Origin of the sequence: Bradyrhizobium sp. C-145, from assembly GCF_023375135.1 — a bacterium.
GTDB classification, from domain to species: Bacteria; Pseudomonadota; Alphaproteobacteria; order Rhizobiales; family Xanthobacteraceae; genus Bradyrhizobium; species Bradyrhizobium zhanjiangense.
In genome coordinates this window covers 6,004,681-6,021,405 of record NZ_CP088150.1, presented here as the reverse complement: position 1 = coordinate 6,021,405, position 16,725 = coordinate 6,004,681, and the positions used below count along the sequence as shown (strand labels likewise).

The following is a 16,725-nucleotide window of genomic DNA, read 5'->3' as shown; positions in this document are numbered from 1 at the left end:
TGGGGAGGCGGCCCCGGCTTGCCGACTTTCCAGGACGTCGAAGTCGGACATAATGCCTGAGCGTCCGCGACGAAGCTCGGGCGTCTCGCCCAAACCATCCCAGGAGGCAGCATCAATGTCGGACAAGGTCTCGCGTCGCCAATTCGCGAAAATCGCGGGGCTGTCCGCAGCCGGAATGGCAAATCCCGTTGGGGCCGTCGAGGTCAACCCGGCACCGCCGCCGCGCGCCGGCACCGGCTTTCCGGCAGGCTTTGTCTGGGGCACGGCGACCTCGTCCTATCAGGTCGAGGGCGCGGTCAACGAGGATGGGCGAGGGGCTTCGATCTGGGACAAGTTCGTGCGCATCCCCGGCAAGATCGAGGACGGCACTACCGGCGACCGCGCCAATGAGCATTATCACTGCTACAAGGAGGATATCGCGCTCATCAAGGAGCTCGGCTGCAAGGCCTATCGCTTTTCGGTCGCCTGGCCGCGGGTGTTTCCGGATGGCGATGGCAAGCCGAACCCGAAAGGGCTCGACTTCTACAACCGGCTCGTCGACGAGCTCCTCAAGAACGGCATCGAGCCGTGGCTGACGCTCTATCATTGGGACCTGCCGCAATCGCTCCAGGATCGCTTCGGCGGCTGGCGCTCGACCGAGACCTGCAAGATCTTCGGCGACTACGCGGCCTATGTCGCCGAGCATCTGACCGACCGGGTCAAGAACGTGTTCACGCTGAACGAGAGCGGCCGCTTCGTTTATTTCGGTTACGGCATTGGCATCGACGCGCCGGGCCTGACGCTGCCGCAGGCCGAGCTCAACCAGATCAGGCACAACAGCGCGCTCGCGCACGGGCTCGCGGTGCAGGCCGTGCGCGCCCATGGCCGCCACGGCACCAGGGTGGGACCGGCCGAGAACATCGATGCCTGCGCGCCCGCGATCGACACGCCGGAGAACGTCCGCGCCGCTGAGATCGCGCTACGCGAGATGAATGGCGGCTATCTCAACGTCATCATGACCGGGCAGTATACCGACGCCTTCCTGAAGTTCGCCGGGCCCAACGCGCCGAAATACACCGATGCGGAGCTGAAGATCATCTCTTCACCGGTTGATTTCCTCGGCCTCAACATCTACGCGCCGCAGAACTACGTGGTGGCTTCCGACCAGGGTGCCAGCTTCATGCCGCTGCCGATCCCGAAATCGTTCCCGCACATGAATTCGGACTGGCTGCGCGTCGGACCCGAGACGATCTATTGGGTGCCAAAGCTGGCTGCCAAGATCTGGAAGACGGACGCGATCTATATCAGCGAGAACGGCACCTCCGGCGACGACGTCGTGAGGCCCGACGGCAAGATCTACGACACCGACCGCATTATGTATCTGCGCAACTATCTCGCCCAACTCCAGCGTGCCACCAGTGAGGGCGTGCCGGTGCGCGGCTACTTCCTCTGGAGCCTGATGGATAATTTCGAATGGGTGTACGGGCTGAACAAGCGCTTCGGCCTCTACCACGTCAATTTCGACACCCAGGTCCGCACCCCAAAGCTCAGCGCCAGCTTCTATCGCAACGTGATCGCGACCAACGCGGCGGGGGTGTGATCTCTTCGCCTCTCCCCGCCTGCGGGGAGAGGCCCGGAATTTGCGACAGCCAATTCCGGGTGAGGGGGACTCTCCGCGAGTCCATCTGCCACCGTCCTTGCTGAAGCTCCCCCTCACCTGGATTTTCCGCTGCGCGTAAAATCCAGCCTCTCCCCGCACGCGGGGAGAGGCGAGGCGAGCCACCACGCATTGACTCACCTGTCCTCCTGATTCACAACGCCTCTCAACACCCATCAACAAGAGGACAACGCCAATGGTTGACGCGCTGATCATCGATGCCTGCCGCACCCCACGCGGCATCGGCAAGGCCGGCAAGGGAGCGCTCTCGGGGATTCATCCGCAGCAGCTCGGCGCAACCGTGCTGCGCGCGCTCGCCGACCGCACCGGCATCGACACCGCCGATGTCGACGACATCGTCTGGGGCTGCAGCGCGCAGGTCGCAACGCAAAGCGGCGATCTCGGCCGGATGTCGGCGCTCGATGCCGGCTACGACGTGCGCGCGAGTGCCGTGACGCTCGACCGTTTCTGCGGCTCCGGCATCACCAGCGTCAGCATGGCCGCAAGCTCGATCATGGCGGGCGCCGAAGACCTCGTTATCGCCGGCGGCTGCGAGATGATGTCGATGGAGGGACGCCGTGGCGGCGGTCCGATGATGATGGACAACGGCAATCTGCGCCTGCGCGCGCGGCACCCGCAGTCGCATCAGGGCGTCTGTGCCGACGCGATCGCGACGCTGGAAGGCATCACGCGGCAGGACGTCGACGCGCTCGGCCTCGAAAGCCAGAAACGTGCCGCGCATGCGATAGCAAATGGTCACTTCAAGAAGAGCCTCGTGCCCGTCCACCGCGAGGACGGCAGCCTTGCGCTCGACCATGAAGAATATCCGCGGCCGCAGACCACGATGGAGGGCCTCAGCAGCCTGAAGCCGGCGTTCCCCGCCATCGCCGACTATGCGCTCGATGACAAGGGCACGACCTATCGCAGCCTGATCCTGCAAAAATATCCGGACCTGAAGATCGACTTCGTGCACCACGCCGGCAACTCGTCCGGCGTCGTCGACGGCGCCGCCGCGATCCTGCTGGCCTCGCCGGCCTACGCCAAGGCATATGGCCTCAAGCCGCGCGCCCGCGTGGTGGCGATGGCCAACATGGGGGACTCGCCGACCCTGATGCTGAACGCGCCGGTACCGGCGACGCGCAAGGTGCTGGCGAAGGCGGGGCTGACCGTCGACGACATCGACCTGTTCGAGATCAACGAGGCCTTTGCTGTGGTTGCGGAAAAATACATCCGTGATCTCGAGCTCGACCGCGCCAAGGTCAACGTCAATGGCGGCTCGATCGCGCTCGGCCATCCCATCGGCGCGACCGGCTCGATCCTGATCGGCACCGTGCTCGACGAGCTCGAACGGCGCGACCTCAAGCGCGGTCTCGTCACCATGTGCGCGGCTGGCGGCATGGCGCCGGCGGTCGTCATCGAGCGCATCTAGCTTCACTCTCTCTCACCTCTCCCCGCTTGCGGGGAGAGGTCGGATTGCATCGTCAGATGCAATCCGGGTGAGGGGGACTCTCCGTGCGTCCGGCTGTCACCTTGAGCGCGGAAGCAGCCCCTCACCCCAACCCTCTCCCCGTAAGAACGGGGAGAGGGAGAGCAACTGCGATGGCGGCAACACACCAATCTAGCCCTTATTTTTCAGGGTGAATCGCGACCGGCCTCCGGCAAAGAGGCCGGTCGTCGCTTGTCGAAAGCATCGAATCAGCTTTAGCAAGGTGGCTTGCGGGCCTTTGAAACAAGGCAAAAACCGCTGCCTGAGGCTTCTTTCGCTCCGGAAGCAGCTAAAATGCAGGGTTTTTTGTCACAGAGGGCCAAAAAAGCCCGTAAAAACGCGATAAAACTGTGCAGAAGGCTATAGGCCTTCGCCGCTTGGTCTAATATGCAACCGGCAACGAATCAGAGGAGACACGATGCCAACCCAAATGTCCAAATCGCAGCTGATCGAAAAGATTGCGACCGCCACCGAGCTTTCCAAGCGTGACGTCAAGAGCGTCATGGAGACGCTGACCGACGTCGGTCACAAGGAGCTCAAGAAGAACGGCCTGTTCCTGGTGCCGGGCTTCGCCAAGTTCGTGGTCATCAAGAAGCCCGCCACCAAGGCGCGCAAGGGCACCAACCCGTTCACGGGTGAAGAGATGATGTTCAAGGCCAAGCCGGCCCGGAAGATCGTCCGCGCCCGCCCGGTCAAGGCTGCCAAGGACGCCGTGGCCTGACAACGCAAAGGCCCCCTCGGATAGGAGGGGGCCTTTTATTTGGGGCTGCCGCGAGGGCTCGAGACGGAGGGCTCAACCCTTGCGGCGCTTCACCCGGACCGGGACCGGCTGAAGCCGCGGTCCTGGCGCCGCCAGCGCATCGCGAACCCGATCGATGGCGCGATCGAGCAGCTGGCGCAGCCGCTGCGTTTTCCGTGATCGCTTCGCTCCTTCCAGCAATCCGCTCATCGCATTCACTCCGCCGCCTCGACCTTGGCATCAGCGGGCTCGAGCGCCGCGGCGATGGCTTCGTCCACGCGTTCCAGCCAGATGAATTCGAGGTTGTCCCGCGCGCTCTTCGGGATGTCGTCGTAATCCCGCTTGTTGCGCGCCGGCAGCATCACCCGCTTCAATCCGGCAGCGGCCGCAGCCACCACCTTCTCCTTGATGCCGCCGACTGGCAGCACCAGGCCGCGCAGCGAGATCTCGCCGGTCATCGCGGTGTCGCTGCGCACCGTGCGATTGGTGAGCAGGGACGTCAGCGCCGTGAACATCGCAACGCCCGCGCTCGGCCCGTCCTTCGGGGTCGCTCCCGCGGGAACGTGAACGTGGATGTCGCTCTTCTCGAACAGCTGCGGATCGATGCCGAGCTGGGTGGCTCGGCTCTTCACCAGCGTCAGCGCAGCTTGCACGCTCTCGCGCATGACGTCGCCGAGCTGACCGGTCAGGATCAGCCCGCCCCGGCCGGGTACGCGCGAGGCCTCGATGAACAGGATGTCGCCGCCGACCGGCGTCCAGGCGAGACCGGTGGCGACGCCGGGAACGCTGGTGCGCAGCGCGATCTCGCCCTCGAAGCGCGGCTGGCCGAGCACGATGGCGATGTCCCTCGGGCTCACCACGACCTTCGCGGCCGTGCCCTCGGCGACCTGCACCGCGGCATGCCGGAATACCTTGCCGATCTCGCGCTCGAGGTTACGCACGCCGGCCTCGCGGGTGTAGCTCTTGACGATCAGCTTCAGCGCCTCCGGCTCGATCTCGGCCTGTTCGGCCGAGAGGCCGTTGGCCTCCAGCTGGCGCCGCACCAGGTAGCGCCGTGCGATCTCCAGCTTCTCCTCCTCGGTGTAGCCGGCGAGGCTGATCAGCTCCATGCGGTCGAGCAGCGGACCCGGGATCTGGTCCAGCATGTTGGCGGTCGCAATGAACACCACGCGCGACAGGTCGAAGGGCACGCCCAGGTAATTGTCCCGGAAGGTCCCGTTCTGCTCGGGGTCGAGCACCTCCAGCATCGCGGCGGAAGGATCGCCCTGCACACCGCGGCCCATCTTGTCGATCTCGTCCAGCATCATCACGCAGTTGCGGGCGCCCGCCTTCTTGATGCCCTGGATGATGTTGCCGGGCAGCGCGCCGATATAAGTGCGCCGGTGGCCGCGGATCTCCGCCTCGTCATGCACGCCGCCGAGGCTGACGCGCACGAAGGGACGATCCATCGCGCGTGCGATGGATTGGCCGAGCGAGGTCTTGCCAACGCCAGGAGGGCCGACGAAGCACAGGATCGGCGCCTTGCCCTGCGGGGCGAGCTTGCGCACCGCCAGATATTCGATGATCCGGCTCTTGATCTTCTCCAGGCCGAAATGGTCGGCATCGAGGATGCGGCGCGCCTCCTTGATGTCGATCGGCTTCTCCGCGGGCAGCGCCCAGGGCAGCTCGATCAGCCAGTCGAGATAGGTGCGGACCATGCCGGCTTCGCCGGCGGCCTCCGGCATGCGCTCGTAGCGGCGCAGCTCCTTCTTGGCGTGCGCATCCGCCTCGGGCGGCATGTTGGCCTTGGCGATGGCAGCCGTCAGCTCGGCGACCTCGGCCGCCTTGCCGTCGCCTTCGCCGAGCTGGCGCTGGATGGTCGCCATCTGCTCGCGCAGGATCGCCTCGCGCTGCCGCTCGTCGAAACTGGCGCGGGTCTTCTGGCCGATTTCGTTGCTGATGCGCAGCACCTCCAGCCGTTCGGCCAGGTGCTTCGACACCTTCTCGACGCGCAAGGCGAGGTCGATGGTCTCCAGCACCTCCTGCTTGTCCTGCGGCTTGATGTCCATGAACGAGGTCGCCAGGTCCGCCAGCGCGCCGGGCGCGCTGGTGCCCCGGAACATCGCTGCCAGCTCGGGCGGGGCCTGCGGCAGCAGCTCGATCGCCTCGATGGCCAGGCGCTGCAGGTTCAGCGCGCGCGCCTCGATCTCGGGCGAGGTCGTGGTCGGCTCGGGGATCTGCTGGATGCGGGCAGCCGGGAAAGGCGTACCGGGCAGCAAGTCGAGGATGCGCGCGCGCTGCACGCCCTGGCAGACGATGTGGTGAGTGCCGTCGGGCGCGGTGATGTAGCGCACGATATTGGCGATGGTCGCGACCCGGTAGAGGTCGTCCGGACCGGGCTCCTCGATCTCGGGGCTGCGTTGCAGCACGATGCCGACCGGCCGCTGCTCGCGCAGCGCCTGCTGTGCGGCGGCGATGGACTTTGCCCGGCCGATCGAAATCGGCGCGATCGCGCCGGGGAACAGCACCATCTCGCGCACGGGGATCACGATCAGCGCGTCTTCGGGGACCTTCACGTCGGAATTGTTTTGGGAATTGGTCTGGGCGTTATTCATCTGTTCGGTGGCCATGATCGACCTCAGGATTTGGCGAGGCGCAGCGCAACGCAGCCGTCCATCACGAAGCGGCTGATGGCGTAGCGGCCAAGGGGGAGCGCGATGCGCCGCTCGAAGCGGCCCTGCGGTAGCTCGAGCCGGTGGATGCGGGCGTTGCGAAGCTCCGGCGGAAGGGTGCGCTGGCCGGAGATGACGAGCGCGCCGTCATGGATCACCGTCTCGACATTGTCCGGATTGACGCCGGGAAGCGCGACCAGGATCAGGAGCTCATGCTCGGTTTCGAGCACGTCGATCGGCGGCTCCCAGCAGGCTTCCTGGCGGCCGAACTGCTGGCGCAGCCGTTCGGCGCGGGTCAGCGAGTCCAGGGCTTCGGACAGCATCCAGTCGAGGGGATTTTTGGGTTGCATGATGCGGGCTCGGCGGTGGGAAAGGCTGCATATGGGGCCGGTTCCGCGGAAATCCAGCCCGACGATGCGGGCGTGCCATGCGCCATCGTGTGATCCCGAACAGGCAAACGCCGCGGCTCGGACCGCGACGTTTCGTCATTGCGCGGGTACGGCTCAGGCCGCCGCGCGGTACTCGTCTTCCGCTTCGAGGTTGATCACGGACGTCGCTAGCTCGGTCAGCGTGTGGTCGGTCGCCTCTTCCTCGTCCAACGTCTCCTGGAGCAGCCTCGCCGCATCCTGCATGCCGAGCTCCTCGGCCCAGGTCCGCAGCGTGCCGTAGCGGGAGATTTCGTAGTGCTCCACGGCTTGCGCCGCCGCGAGCAGACCGGCGTCGAGGGCAGGCGCGTTCTTGAATTCCTTCATGATCTCGGCGCCCTCGTCGGTAATGCCGTTGATGGCCTCGCAAGTCTTGCCACGTGCGGGCTTGCCCAGCATCTTGAAGACCTGGTCGAGACGTTTGACCTGGCCCTGGGTCTCGCGCAGATGCTTGTTGAAGGCCGCCGCAAGATCCTTCGAATGCGCAGCCTTGGCCATCTTCGGCAGCGTCTTGATGATCTTGTTCTCCGCGAAATAGATGTCCTTCAGCGTCTCCAGGAACAGGTCGCTGAGCATCTTCGGCGCCTGACGCGGTCGGCGCGCGGCGGTCTTCTTGGTTGTGCGTTTCTTCGCTCGTTTAGCCATACGTCCTCCTCTTGAGGTCACATCGGAAGGCGTCGCCTCCCTCAATCCTCAGGCGATCAAAGCCCTTTGAAAAACGAAAGTTCCAAACTGCAACCGGCGCTCACGGCGATCTCTCAGGTTGGATGCTTGTAGGGGTCCTCCTGCCGTTGCCGGGCCTCGGTGTTACGGTCGAGCTGCGCGCGTTCGCTGCGCCGCAGGCGTCCGGCCTTCATCACGCCGTAGACGAGGACCGCGCCGAGCAGGAAGGCTCCAATGAACCAGAGCCAGAGCAGGTTGGCCGAGAGATGGCCGAGCAGCATTCCGATTCCACTGTCGCTCATTGATCGTCTCCAGTGATTTCCAAAATGGTTCTGCCGGGCTAAGTCAGTCCGCCTGCCATCGTTCCTTCCGCGGAGCCCCCCGAGACATGATCGATTTCGCCCTGTCGGCCTTCGTGACGCTGCTGCTGGTGGTCGATCCCGTCGGCCTTGCGCCGGCCTTTCTGGCCGCCACCGCCGGCATGCCAGACAAGATCAAGCGAACGGTCGCGTTGCGGGCGCCGCTGATCGCCGCCTCGATCCTGGTCGTGATCGCGCTGGTCGGAAACGGCCTGCTCCGCCAGCTCGGGATCGGCATTCCCGCCTTCCAGATTGCCGGCGGGCTGTTGCTATTCGGTGTCTCGTACCAGATGATCTTCGGTGACCGTCCGCATCGCGAGGCCCGGAGGCCGACAAGGCGACATCCGAGCATGCCTCAGATGTCGCGGTGTTTCCGCTCGCCATTCCCATGGTGGCCGGCCCCGGCGCGATCGCGACCACGCTGCTGCTGGCGGGCGGCTCGTGATCATCATCGCCGTGGTGCTCTCGGTCTGCCTGCTCTGCATGCTGTGCTTCGTCTCCGCGAGCCTGATCGCCCGCACTCTCGGGCGCACCGGAAATGCCGTGCTCTCGCGCGTGCTGGGCATGCTGCTCGCCGCCTATTCGGTGCAGTTCGTCATCAACGGCATTGCAGCCGTTCGGGCGAGCCTGTCGTAGGGGTGCGACCATTTGCTAATTTATTGATTTTACGGTTCATTTCGAGAAGCCGCGGATCCGTCGGCAAGATGGCGCCCGATCAGGTCGCTTTCGCTTGCACTGCGACATTGCTTTGCCGTACTTCCCCTCTGACGTTCATCGCCAAGAAGCCGAGAAGAAGAGAGTTGTCGATGACAGCGGACGAGCTCGACAAGAGACAGGCCATCATCGACGCCTGCCGCCGCATGAATGCGCTCGGCATCTACCAGGGCACCTCTGGCAATATCAGCGTCCGCATGGCCGGCTACGGCCTGTCGGAAGGGTAGGGCGGGCAGAAGGTGTTCGTTCGAATCAGACATCTGATCGATAGCAAGAGAACGAACCGCACTATGGTTCGGCTGCGTGCCCTGCTGCGCAGCAACGAGTTCTACCTGATCCCGCTTGCGCTCGTGATCGGCACGCTGGCGGGCGCGATCGTGACGCTGATGGCCGAGATCGCCCAGATCGCGCACGTCGTGATCTACGGCATCCCCATCGATGTTCGCCTCTCGTCCAATGCGAGCGTCAGTCCCTGGGCGGCGCTGATTGCGCCGGCGCTCGGCGGGCTTTCGCTCGGCATCATGGAATGGTCGCGGCGGCGCATGAAGATCTCGAACGCGGTCGACCCGATCGAGGCCAACGCGCTGCGCGGCGGCAATCTCTCGATGCGCGACAGCCTGGTGGTGTCGAGCCAGACCTTGATCTCCAACGGCTGCGGCGCTTCGGTCGGCCTCGAAGCCGGCTATACCCAGATCGGCTCGGGTATCGCCGCGCTGCTCGGCAAGTTCTTCAATCTCCGCCGCAACGATATGCGCCTGATGGTCGGCTGCGGCGCTGCCGCCGCGATCGCGGCGGCGTTCGGCGCGCCGATCACCGGCGCCTTCTACGCCTGCGAGCTGATCGTCGGCGTCTATTCGGTCGGCAGTGCCGCCCCGATCCTGGCGGCCTCGCTCGCCGGCGCTCTCACCGCGCAATGGCTGGGCGGCGCGCCGTACTCGCTGGAGATACCGAAGGTCAGCGCCGTCGGTGTCGAGCAGTACCTGGCCCTGATCGGGCTCGCCCTCGTCACCAGCGGCGTCGGCATCGCCGTGATGCGCTCCTCGCCGACGTTCGAGCGCCTGTTCGCCTGGATGCCGGTCTGGCTGCGTCCGGTGATCGGCGGTCTCATCGTCGGCGGCTTCGCGATTGTCACGCCGCAGGTGCTGGCCGCCGGCCACGGCGCCATGGTGCTCGATCTCTTTCACGACATGACGATCGGCTTGATCGCGCTGATCATCGCCCTGAAGGTGACGGCCTGCCTGGTCTCGCTCGCCTCGGGCTTCCGTGGCGGCCTGTTCTTCGCCTCGCTGTTCGTCGGCAGCCTGATCGGAAAGTTCTTTGCCGTGCTGCTGCTCTTGATCAGCCCGAATTTCGTGATCGATCCGCTGGTCGCGATGCTGACCGGCATGGCGACGCTCGGGGTTGCTATCGTCGGCGGTCCTTTGACCATGTCGTTCCTCGTGCTCGAGATGACGCGCAATGTCGACGTCACCGCCGTAGTGCTGGCCGGTTGCATCGTCACCTCGATCTGCGTCCGCTTCATGTTCGGCCACTCCTTCTCGACCTGGCGCCTGCACCTGCGCGGCGAGACCATTCGCAGCGCCAACGACGTCGGCTGGCTGCGCAATCTCACGGTCGAGCGGCTGATGCGCTCGGACGTCGGCAAGGTGCCGTCGACCACGACGATCGCGGCCGTGCGCCGCGAATTCGCGCTGGGGTCGCGGCCCGGTATCGTCATCGTCAATAATGCGGACGAATATGTCGGCCTCGTCCTGCTGCCCGACCTGTTCTCCAGCGACCTCGACACCATCGCCGACGAAATCCAGGTGATCGAGCTCGCCCGCCTGATCGACATCGTGCTGATCCCGGAAATGAACGTGAAGTCGGCGATGGCGGTGTTCGACGAGGCCGAGGCCGAGATGCTGGCTGTGGTCGATTCCACCGACAGCCGCAAGGTAGTCGGCTTCCTCACCGAGAACTTCGCGCGCCGCCGCTATGTCGAGGAGATCGACAAGGCGACGCGCGGCGTGCTGGGGGCGCTGTCGTAGGGGCGCTCCGGCTATTGGCCTAGTTGAGGTGGGTCGGCGACGAGGCAGGCCACGATCCGGCGGACCAGCGGCAGCACCATGAGCAGCGTCGGGAAAGCGACGAGCCATGACAGCCCCCAGGCGCCGGGCCAGGAACGCCGGCGTTGCGCCGAGGCTTCGCAGCGTCGAAATGACCGACACCACCGCCGTCATGAGGATCGACGGCACGAATGGCATCACGATCGGCGCATAGCGCGCCGGCAGTTTACGAACCGCAATCATCTGATTTCTTTCGAGGAAAAGGACGCGTCGATCACGGTGAACCTTCGAAAATGGCATCGATTCCGACGGCGTCGGTTGATGCGTTGGTTCACGTGACACGCTTAGGGCGACCGAAAAACGGCGCGGCTGTTCATTATCCGCTCAGGTTGGATGGTTCAAGCTGGATCTGATCGTCCGGTTTACAATCATTCAAGGCGTGGCAGATCGCCGCGATCAGGAAACCATTTCAGTGGTTTGCGCGTTACGTGTCGTTGCCTATGTCGCTTTGGCGAGAACAGATGCGAGAATAGGGGAAGGTCAGAATGAGTGAAGGGCCGATGATTTCCGCAGCCCGCCGCAACATGGTCCTGGCCGCGTTCGCAACCCTGGCATTGGTCGCAACCCCCGTATCGCCCTCGGCAGCGGCATCCTTAGCACCGGCCACGGCGGTGTCCGCAAAGGGTGTCGCGGCAGGGCAGGGCTCCTCTGACGTCACTGATTTCAGCGCTGCCCGTCGCCGCCATTACTATCGACGCGGGCCAAACGCCGCAGGTCTCGCCTTCATGGGCATGGCGGCCGGTCTGATCGGAGGCGCGATCGCCGAGAGCCAGCGCCGCGAGTACTATGAGAACCGCTATTATTATGGCCCAGGTCCTTACTACGGCGGCCCCGGCTATTACGGCGGCGGTCCTTATTACGGCGGCCCGCGCTACTATTATCAGCCATATTAAGCGGTCGTTTTCGTCCAAAAGGGGTGGTGCTTTGCACCGCCCCTTTTTGCTGTGTCGCCCCCTGTCAATCCTCGTTCGCGAAAATATTCCACTTTACCGAAATTCGGAATTGGCGTATTTGTCGCTTATCGCGGCTCACCCTTGAGCGGCGATATTATGTGTCGTGATGATCGCAGACTCGGGCTTGCGGTGGACGGGGCAGCGTCGGGCGCGAGAGCCAAGAGCAGGGCGGATTGCTCTCCGTGAGCCCTTAAGGTTTCGCGTGGACGGACGGCGCTGTCAGGTTTCGTCGCGCCAGCATTTCGATGGCAACGTGCACAACGCCGTCGAACCCTGCGGTGCCAACGAACCGCGCGTACGGCAAAACCGTGTGGTCCTGGCTGCAAGCGATTTTTTCGGCCTGTTGAAATCGCCGGAAGCGCCTGAAGATAAAAGTATATTTCTGTTGCTGCCGACGGGCGAGAGGCCCGTCCGAACCTGCTGGGCCCTAACAGGCCCTAGTTTCACGTGGCGCGGGCCGGTCCCGTCCCCTGTAAGCCCGGTTGCCTTGTGCGGCCTTCCTGCGGCCATTGGAACGCCGGGACCGGCACGATGTTAGATGGATTGTGCACCATCGCGGCGGCGGTGACCGCGCGCTGGATCGGAGGCAGCACATGATCATCGTGGACGAAGACGGCGAGATCATCGCCACAGCATCCGATGACCATACTCTAATCGGCGGCCACCACCGCCTCGCTGTGGCGGCCAGCCTTGGTAAAAAACTGTTCTGGCGACATACCGGCGAACCAGTGAAGCTTGATAACTTCTTCAAGCATTATGGAAGTTCTCTTCGACATTCAGCCTAAGCCGCTCGACGAGGGATAATGTCTCGCTCACTTGCCCTGCATCGTGTGCTGAGCAAGGGCCCAGTCGGAGATCTTCGGCGCGCGCGCCCAGGTTACAGCCCATCGTGTGCCTGATCGCGCGCGCCGAAGCCGCCCTCTGCCCTGCCACGGTTCGGATCGCACTCTTGACCGCGTTTCCGCCAAGCGACGATCTCATCCTCGTGCCCCCGCTGAACCCCGATTACTTGCGCCGCTCCCCCGGTCGTCGTCTTCAAGAATGTCCGCCCCACCGATCAAGGACGTGCCGAAGGGACTGCTGTTCGGCCTCGTTGACGATCCGGCACCGCTCCCATGCCTCGGGCTCGATGTGCTCGTTGATTTCGGCTTCGACGCGCGCCCGCAGGTCGTTCGGGTCCATTGCGTCCAATTCCCAGCATCGCTGACCGAATGTTTTCCGGAACCACGGAGCGCGCGTGGTCCTTCCTCTTGTCTGCGACGTTGAAGGCAGGCCTTCCACCGTTGTCCGACGCAATGGTCACGACGAGAACGATCCCATTTTCGAGATCATCGACCACAGCGATGACGACGCGTCCTGGCCGGGTGTTTTTGTTGAAAAGAACGATGTCCCTGTCGTGGAGCCGAAAGTACGGAAGAACGATATGGACGACGATATTCCGTTCTGAGTGTCCGCACCGGCGCAGTCAGGCGCCGCTCCGATGGGATGCCGAAGCAGTAACCGATCAGGAGCATCCGGATCATCAGCTCGGGATCGATCGAAGGTCGACCGATGCTGCTGTAGAAAGGCGCCAGGTCCCGCCGGACCTGTTCAAGATCGACAAACCTGTCAATCAACCGCAGCAAGTGATCAGTCGGGATATGTCTTTCGAGCGAGAACTCATAGAACAACGTGGCCTGTTCGACTTGCCGATGCCCCATCATGATCTTCAGTCCTGCCAATTAGACAGACTGAATCACTGATATCTCTGCGTCGCAACAGCCGCCTTTTTCAACAGAATCGGCCAATTGCAGAAGTTTCACCCACCCGGGAGCTAAGGGGCGCTCGCGCGCGATCTCGCGCCTCCATAAGGTTCGGCACGCCCTCCGTTGTCTATGACTGGCGCTGCTGCCGAGGAGTGGGCTCGGAAGTTGCGCGCTTCGTCAGGCAAATCGATGATGGGCAAATCTGGCAACTCCCCCTCCGCGTATCGGTTGAAACGAAACGGTTCCGTCGAACTCCGTAACGCGATCCGGGCGGAAAGTTCAAAAGTGAACATTAGTCGGGGAACGATCGGGCAGTCCCGTCCTTTGTACTGTGGCAGTCCTTCTTCCATGGGGGCGTGCCATGAGTGATTGCGACAACAAGCTAAACGGTTGCCGTGTTCTCATCGTCGAGGACGAGTATTTTCTGGCGAACGATCTGGAAGTAGCGCTCAAATCCCACGGCGCGAGTATCATTGGACCCTTTGGTGACTTTGATGCAGCGTACCGCCGAGCCGCACGCGATCACTTCGACGTCGCCATCATCGACATCAATCTCCACAATAGGGCGGCTTATCCCATCGCAGACGAACTGATCCGGCAGGGCGTACCCTTTGTCTTCTATACTGGATACGGCGGCGAAATCATCCCGGAGCGCTTTGCGGGGGTGAAACTGTGGCAGAAGCCTTTCGATCCGCTAGAACTCGTTGAGGATATCGGGCGGCTGTGTCGGCGATGATCGTTCAGGCCGAGCATCGTGCGGTGTCGCATCAGCGCGGTCGTCGTCTGTCCGACTTGGGTCAAAATCGGCGGTCCAGACCGCTGCAATCAGTTTCCGCTCCACGCCCGACAGCCGACACCCCAACGACCATTCCGCTGGGCGGTGATGGGCCAACAGGAGACATTCGCAGTAAGAGGCCGCCAGCTGAGGCGGCCTTACTTCTTTCGGGATCGCTCCAGTATCTCAAGGACCTTGCCGGATCGGTCCAAGACCAGCGTGCTTTTTGCCAGCGTCATGTAACTGTCCGCCAGCATCTGAAGCTGGTAACGAGAATGCGAGTCAGAAGCCTCTTCGGCCGCTCTGCTGTAATGGGCCGCTAGTTGCGCAAATTCGTCCGGCATCATCATGGCCGGGCGTGAAGGAAACGGTCAGCGGGCGCGCCGACGCCATCAATTTGAACACGCTCCTGCTTGCGCAATTCATTGACTAGACGTTCGAGGTAGGGCGGCAGAGGCGAGGCTTCGAGAAATAAGTCCTCTTGCAACCTGTTACCCACCTCGTCGCAAATCGACTGGGCAGTCAGACGGTCGATGTGGTCCGATGCTCGACTGGTCGGTTCCATATCGCGACCTTTCGATTTTGGCCCCACGATTCACTTAAGTTTCAGGGGTGAAGAATGTTTCGCGTAGCTTCGAAGGATGCCGATGGTTCCAACGGAACGAAAGCTCAACCCAAATCGAACCTGGCGCAGCCTTTATAGAGCAGCATTCCGTAGGGACGTGCCTTCGCAATGTGCGTCAGGCTTATTGCCATCGTCAGCGCTTGTGCCAGCACCCCCGAGTTAGTGAAGCTCTAGGCGCGCGACTTTCAACACTTTCAGAATGTCTGTTCCGGATCAAAATGCGAAGAACTCAGGCTGAGCACATGAAGTCCGCTACGGTCCACTGAGCCGACCTCATGAGTGTGCAGCCACATCAACGCTGGCGCTCGTCTCAGTCCGAGTTTGTATGAACAGATTGGCGGTCCCGGTTGTGGGTTATCCCATGATAAACAGATCGACGGGCAAGCTGATCAGCGAGGTCGCCGAGACTCCTCTTACCGAAGCAAAATCGGAAAAGTTCGGGGCCAAATACGCCAAACGGGGGCCGTCGCGCGTCCCCGCGCCTCAAGGCCCGTTTCGAAGGATCCGCCAAAGCGCCGACACAAATTTCGAGAGTAGCCGGGATGGGTAAGCATCGTCCTGGCGATCCGGCGCGGCCGACGGCGCGCCGCCATCCAATTCGGTCAGCCGCTCCACCATGCCTTGCAGTCGCAATGGTAGCGGAGTGAGATCGTCCGCGAGCGTCCCGCGAAGCCGCTGGCCGATTTCGTCGCAGATCGCCCGGAGATGCTCCGGCTCTAAGTCGGAGGGTGAACCATGGGCGCGAGTTGGAGGGCTGTCCGCCACGGCTGCGACCGTTCTGGATTGCACAGCTTCCCTGCCGCCTTAAACGCGTATGACCCTTCGTTGCTCCTACGAGGCTGTTCTTTTGTTCGTGATCTCGAACCGAGCTACCCGTGCTATCAATCCGTGATAGGCTTCCGGCCAGAGACGATGCCGGAGAGCGGCCATGCCGAAGGCTTACGTGATCGCTGAGCACCTCATCACCGAGCCCGCCGTATTCGAGGAGTACCGGGTCAAGGTCGGGCCGATGATCGAAAAATATGGCGGGCATTATCTGACCAAGGGCGGCGCGCATCAATTCCCCGAAGGCGGTCACTGGGAGCCAGACCGCGTGGTGATCATCGAGTTCCCCGACAAGCAATCGCTCGATGCGTGGTACAACTCGCCAGAGTATCAGCCACTCGTAAAATTACGCAAAGAGAGCACGAGTGATCTCGATATGCTAATCACGCTTGAGGGCGTGTAGCCGCCGCAATCGGTACAGTGGAATTCGAAGTTGAAGTGATATTGATCAGGACAGTTCGGAATTTGCTGATAATCTCTGATCGAGATCGATAGCACGGGTACGGTTCGCCCGTTGCCGCTCTAGGCCTTTTCGAAGATGGAAAAAGTAGCTCTCGATATTGCGGGTATCGACTGGCTAGGTCTGTCAGCGTGCCGCCTCCGTGCTCCACTATCATCCGATACTCTATCAGGAACGGCAGAAAATCCCCGCCATTGACAGGTATCTGGCCAATTTCAGAGGCCATTGTCGTCTCGCGTGTTTCGTCCACCTCGATGCCAAGGGAACGCCAGGACCGGGTGACGGGCACCCAACATGCATGCTGCATCGGCACGATCTCTCTCGGTCGGTCGCTGCCTTCGTGGAATTCACCGTGTCGAAGCAGCCATGCGAGTGGCGTGCGCCTCTGCATCGTCACTGACAACTGCCAGCCTGCGATAATGTCGTCGTTGGACATGGGGGTCTGTCGCGCTGATCACTACGCCGTGCTCGGACCGACGCCGGTCTACTGCCGGTGGTGGACGTTGGACAACGCTGCCGGGGATTGCGGCTCACTGTTCGCGGGTCAGGGTCGTAACTTCCGCT

The 16,725-nt window shown here is 62.8% G+C and carries 17 protein-coding genes and 3 pseudogenes; 11 read left to right on the top strand and 9 right to left on the bottom strand.

What is annotated here, in order from left to right:
* The first annotated feature begins 115 nt into the window (after window positions 1–115).
* From LRP30_RS28490 to LRP30_RS28480, 3 genes are all read left to right on the top strand, one after another.
* Window positions 116–1,579: a GH1 family beta-glucosidase gene (locus tag LRP30_RS28490; RefSeq protein ID WP_249756884.1), complete on the top strand. Its 1,464-nt coding sequence runs from the start codon at window positions 116–118 to the stop codon at window positions 1,577–1,579.
* Window positions 1,580–1,832: 253 nt separating this feature from the next.
* Window positions 1,833–3,065: an acetyl-CoA C-acetyltransferase gene (locus LRP30_RS28485; RefSeq protein ID WP_249756883.1), complete on the top strand. Its 1,233-nt coding sequence runs from the start codon at window positions 1,833–1,835 to the stop codon at window positions 3,063–3,065.
* A gap of 475 nt (window positions 3,066–3,540) precedes the next feature.
* A complete protein-coding gene (locus tag LRP30_RS28480) occupies window positions 3,541–3,843 on the top strand; it encodes an HU family DNA-binding protein (RefSeq protein WP_084805933.1) in 303 nt (100 codons plus the stop codon).
* Window positions 3,844–3,915: 72 nt separating this feature from the next.
* Here LRP30_RS28480 and LRP30_RS28475 read toward each other — a convergent pair whose 3' ends face one another.
* The 5 genes from LRP30_RS28475 to LRP30_RS28455 all read right to left on the bottom strand — a co-directional run bounded on the left by LRP30_RS28475 (window position 3,916) and on the right by LRP30_RS28455 (window position 7,902).
* On the bottom strand, window positions 3,916–4,071 hold the full coding sequence (locus tag LRP30_RS28475; protein WP_249756882.1) for a hypothetical protein: 156 nt from the start codon (window positions 4,069–4,071) through the stop codon (window positions 3,916–3,918).
* A 5-nt stretch (window positions 4,072–4,076) separates the two neighbouring features.
* Window positions 4,077–6,470 carry an endopeptidase La gene (lon, locus tag LRP30_RS28470; protein ID WP_249756881.1) on the bottom strand — a complete coding sequence of 798 codons (2,394 nt, stop codon included), beginning with the start codon at window positions 6,468–6,470 and terminating at the stop codon, window positions 4,077–4,079.
* An 8-nt stretch (window positions 6,471–6,478) separates the two neighbouring features.
* Window positions 6,479–6,862, bottom strand: coding sequence for an Hsp20/alpha crystallin family protein (locus tag LRP30_RS28465; RefSeq protein WP_011088914.1), 384 nt, complete (start codon window positions 6,860–6,862; stop codon window positions 6,479–6,481).
* Window positions 6,863–7,015: 153 nt separating this feature from the next.
* On the bottom strand, window positions 7,016–7,582 hold the full coding sequence (locus LRP30_RS28460; RefSeq protein ID WP_128932484.1) for a DUF892 family protein: 567 nt from the start codon (window positions 7,580–7,582) through the stop codon (window positions 7,016–7,018).
* Window positions 7,583–7,695: 113 nt separating this feature from the next.
* Window positions 7,696–7,902, bottom strand: coding sequence for a hypothetical protein (locus LRP30_RS28455; RefSeq protein WP_091898377.1), 207 nt, complete (start codon window positions 7,900–7,902; stop codon window positions 7,696–7,698).
* A gap of 86 nt (window positions 7,903–7,988) precedes the next feature.
* On the opposite strand from LRP30_RS28455, the pseudogene LRP30_RS28450 reads away from it, so the two are divergent.
* The 3 genes and pseudogenes from LRP30_RS28450 to LRP30_RS28445 all read left to right on the top strand — a co-directional run bounded on the left by LRP30_RS28450 (window position 7,989) and on the right by LRP30_RS28445 (window position 10,700).
* Window positions 7,989–8,595, top strand: a pseudogene (locus LRP30_RS28450) (MarC family protein).
* Window positions 8,596–8,765: 170 nt separating this feature from the next.
* Window positions 8,766–8,900: a class II aldolase/adducin family protein gene (locus LRP30_RS45035; protein ID WP_256477626.1), complete on the top strand. Its 135-nt coding sequence runs from the start codon at window positions 8,766–8,768 to the stop codon at window positions 8,898–8,900.
* A 12-nt stretch (window positions 8,901–8,912) separates the two neighbouring features.
* Entirely contained in the window at window positions 8,913–10,700 is a 1,788-nt protein-coding gene (locus LRP30_RS28445; protein WP_249756880.1) for a chloride channel protein, read from the top strand.
* A gap of 11 nt (window positions 10,701–10,711) precedes the next feature.
* Here LRP30_RS28445 and LRP30_RS28440 read toward each other — a convergent pair.
* Window positions 10,712–10,961: pseudogene (locus LRP30_RS28440) on the bottom strand (DUF2798 domain-containing protein).
* A gap of 302 nt (window positions 10,962–11,263) precedes the next feature.
* Between LRP30_RS28440 and LRP30_RS28435 the strand changes: the two are divergent.
* Together LRP30_RS28435 and LRP30_RS28430 are read left to right on the top strand one after the other, a co-directional pair.
* Window positions 11,264–11,671: a hypothetical protein gene (locus LRP30_RS28435; protein ID WP_249756879.1), complete on the top strand. Its 408-nt coding sequence runs from the start codon at window positions 11,264–11,266 to the stop codon at window positions 11,669–11,671.
* A gap of 653 nt (window positions 11,672–12,324) precedes the next feature.
* Window positions 12,325–12,516 carry a hypothetical protein gene (locus LRP30_RS28430; protein WP_028153650.1) on the top strand — a complete coding sequence of 64 codons (192 nt, stop codon included), beginning with the start codon at window positions 12,325–12,327 and terminating at the stop codon, window positions 12,514–12,516.
* Between the two features lie 250 nt (window positions 12,517–12,766).
* Here the strand turns inward: LRP30_RS28430 and LRP30_RS28425 are convergent, their stop codons facing one another.
* Window positions 12,767–12,913, bottom strand: a complete 147-nt coding sequence (locus LRP30_RS28425; protein WP_249756878.1) for a hypothetical protein — start codon at window positions 12,911–12,913, stop codon at window positions 12,767–12,769.
* Window positions 12,914–12,968: 55 nt separating this feature from the next.
* Between LRP30_RS28425 and LRP30_RS28420 the strand changes: the two genes are divergently transcribed.
* Window positions 12,969–13,178, top strand: coding sequence for a hypothetical protein (locus LRP30_RS28420; protein ID WP_249761988.1), 210 nt, complete (start codon window positions 12,969–12,971; stop codon window positions 13,176–13,178).
* Window positions 13,179–13,197: 19 nt separating this feature from the next.
* Here LRP30_RS28420 and LRP30_RS28415 read toward each other — a convergent pair.
* Window positions 13,198–13,434, bottom strand: a pseudogene (locus tag LRP30_RS28415) (transposase); the annotation flags it as partial.
* A gap of 403 nt (window positions 13,435–13,837) precedes the next feature.
* Here LRP30_RS28415 and LRP30_RS28410 point away from each other — a divergent pair.
* Window positions 13,838–14,212: a response regulator gene (locus LRP30_RS28410; RefSeq protein ID WP_249756877.1), complete on the top strand. Its 375-nt coding sequence runs from the start codon at window positions 13,838–13,840 to the stop codon at window positions 14,210–14,212.
* A gap of 385 nt (window positions 14,213–14,597) precedes the next feature.
* Here LRP30_RS28410 and LRP30_RS28405 read toward each other — a convergent pair whose 3' ends face one another.
* The gene (locus LRP30_RS28405) at window positions 14,598–14,816 is read right to left on the bottom strand and encodes a hypothetical protein (protein ID WP_249756876.1); all 219 of its coding nucleotides are present in this window, start codon (window positions 14,814–14,816) and stop codon (window positions 14,598–14,600) included.
* 988 nt (window positions 14,817–15,804) lie between these two features.
* On the opposite strand from LRP30_RS28405, the gene LRP30_RS28400 reads away from it, so the two are divergent.
* Window positions 15,805–16,104: a DUF1330 domain-containing protein gene (locus LRP30_RS28400; RefSeq protein WP_128944301.1), complete on the top strand. Its 300-nt coding sequence runs from the start codon at window positions 15,805–15,807 to the stop codon at window positions 16,102–16,104.
* Window positions 16,105–16,725 lie beyond the last annotated feature (621 nt).

Excerpts from the sequence above, each read along its gene's own strand:
- LRP30_RS45035 (WP_256477626.1), top strand. The coding sequence starts at position 8,766 with ATGACAGCGGACGAGCTCGACAAGAGACAGGCCATCATCGACGCCTGC.
- LRP30_RS28455 (WP_091898377.1), bottom strand. The coding sequence starts at position 7,902 with ATGAGCGACAGTGGAATCGGAATGCTGCTCGGCCATCTCTCGGCCAAC.
- LRP30_RS28485 (WP_249756883.1), top strand. The coding sequence starts at position 1,833 with ATGGTTGACGCGCTGATCATCGATGCCTGCCGCACCCCACGCGGCATC.
- lon (WP_249756881.1), bottom strand. The coding sequence starts at position 6,470 with ATGGCCACCGAACAGATGAATAACGCCCAGACCAATTCCCAAAACAAT.
- LRP30_RS28480 (WP_084805933.1), top strand. The coding sequence starts at position 3,541 with ATGCCAACCCAAATGTCCAAATCGCAGCTGATCGAAAAGATTGCGACC.
- LRP30_RS28400 (WP_128944301.1), top strand. The coding sequence starts at position 15,805 with ATGCCGAAGGCTTACGTGATCGCTGAGCACCTCATCACCGAGCCCGCC.
- LRP30_RS28405 (WP_249756876.1), bottom strand. The coding sequence starts at position 14,816 with ATGGAACCGACCAGTCGAGCATCGGACCACATCGACCGTCTGACTGCC.
- LRP30_RS28490 (WP_249756884.1), top strand. The coding sequence starts at position 116 with ATGTCGGACAAGGTCTCGCGTCGCCAATTCGCGAAAATCGCGGGGCTG.
- LRP30_RS28460 (WP_128932484.1), bottom strand. The coding sequence starts at position 7,582 with ATGGCTAAACGAGCGAAGAAACGCACAACCAAGAAGACCGCCGCGCGC.
- LRP30_RS28435 (WP_249756879.1), top strand. The coding sequence starts at position 11,264 with ATGAGTGAAGGGCCGATGATTTCCGCAGCCCGCCGCAACATGGTCCTG.
- LRP30_RS28430 (WP_028153650.1), top strand. The coding sequence starts at position 12,325 with ATGATCATCGTGGACGAAGACGGCGAGATCATCGCCACAGCATCCGAT.
- LRP30_RS28425 (WP_249756878.1), bottom strand. The coding sequence starts at position 12,913 with ATGGACCCGAACGACCTGCGGGCGCGCGTCGAAGCCGAAATCAACGAG.
- LRP30_RS28475 (WP_249756882.1), bottom strand. The coding sequence starts at position 4,071 with ATGAGCGGATTGCTGGAAGGAGCGAAGCGATCACGGAAAACGCAGCGG.
- LRP30_RS28465 (WP_011088914.1), bottom strand. The coding sequence starts at position 6,862 with ATGCAACCCAAAAATCCCCTCGACTGGATGCTGTCCGAAGCCCTGGAC.
- LRP30_RS28410 (WP_249756877.1), top strand. The coding sequence starts at position 13,838 with ATGAGTGATTGCGACAACAAGCTAAACGGTTGCCGTGTTCTCATCGTC.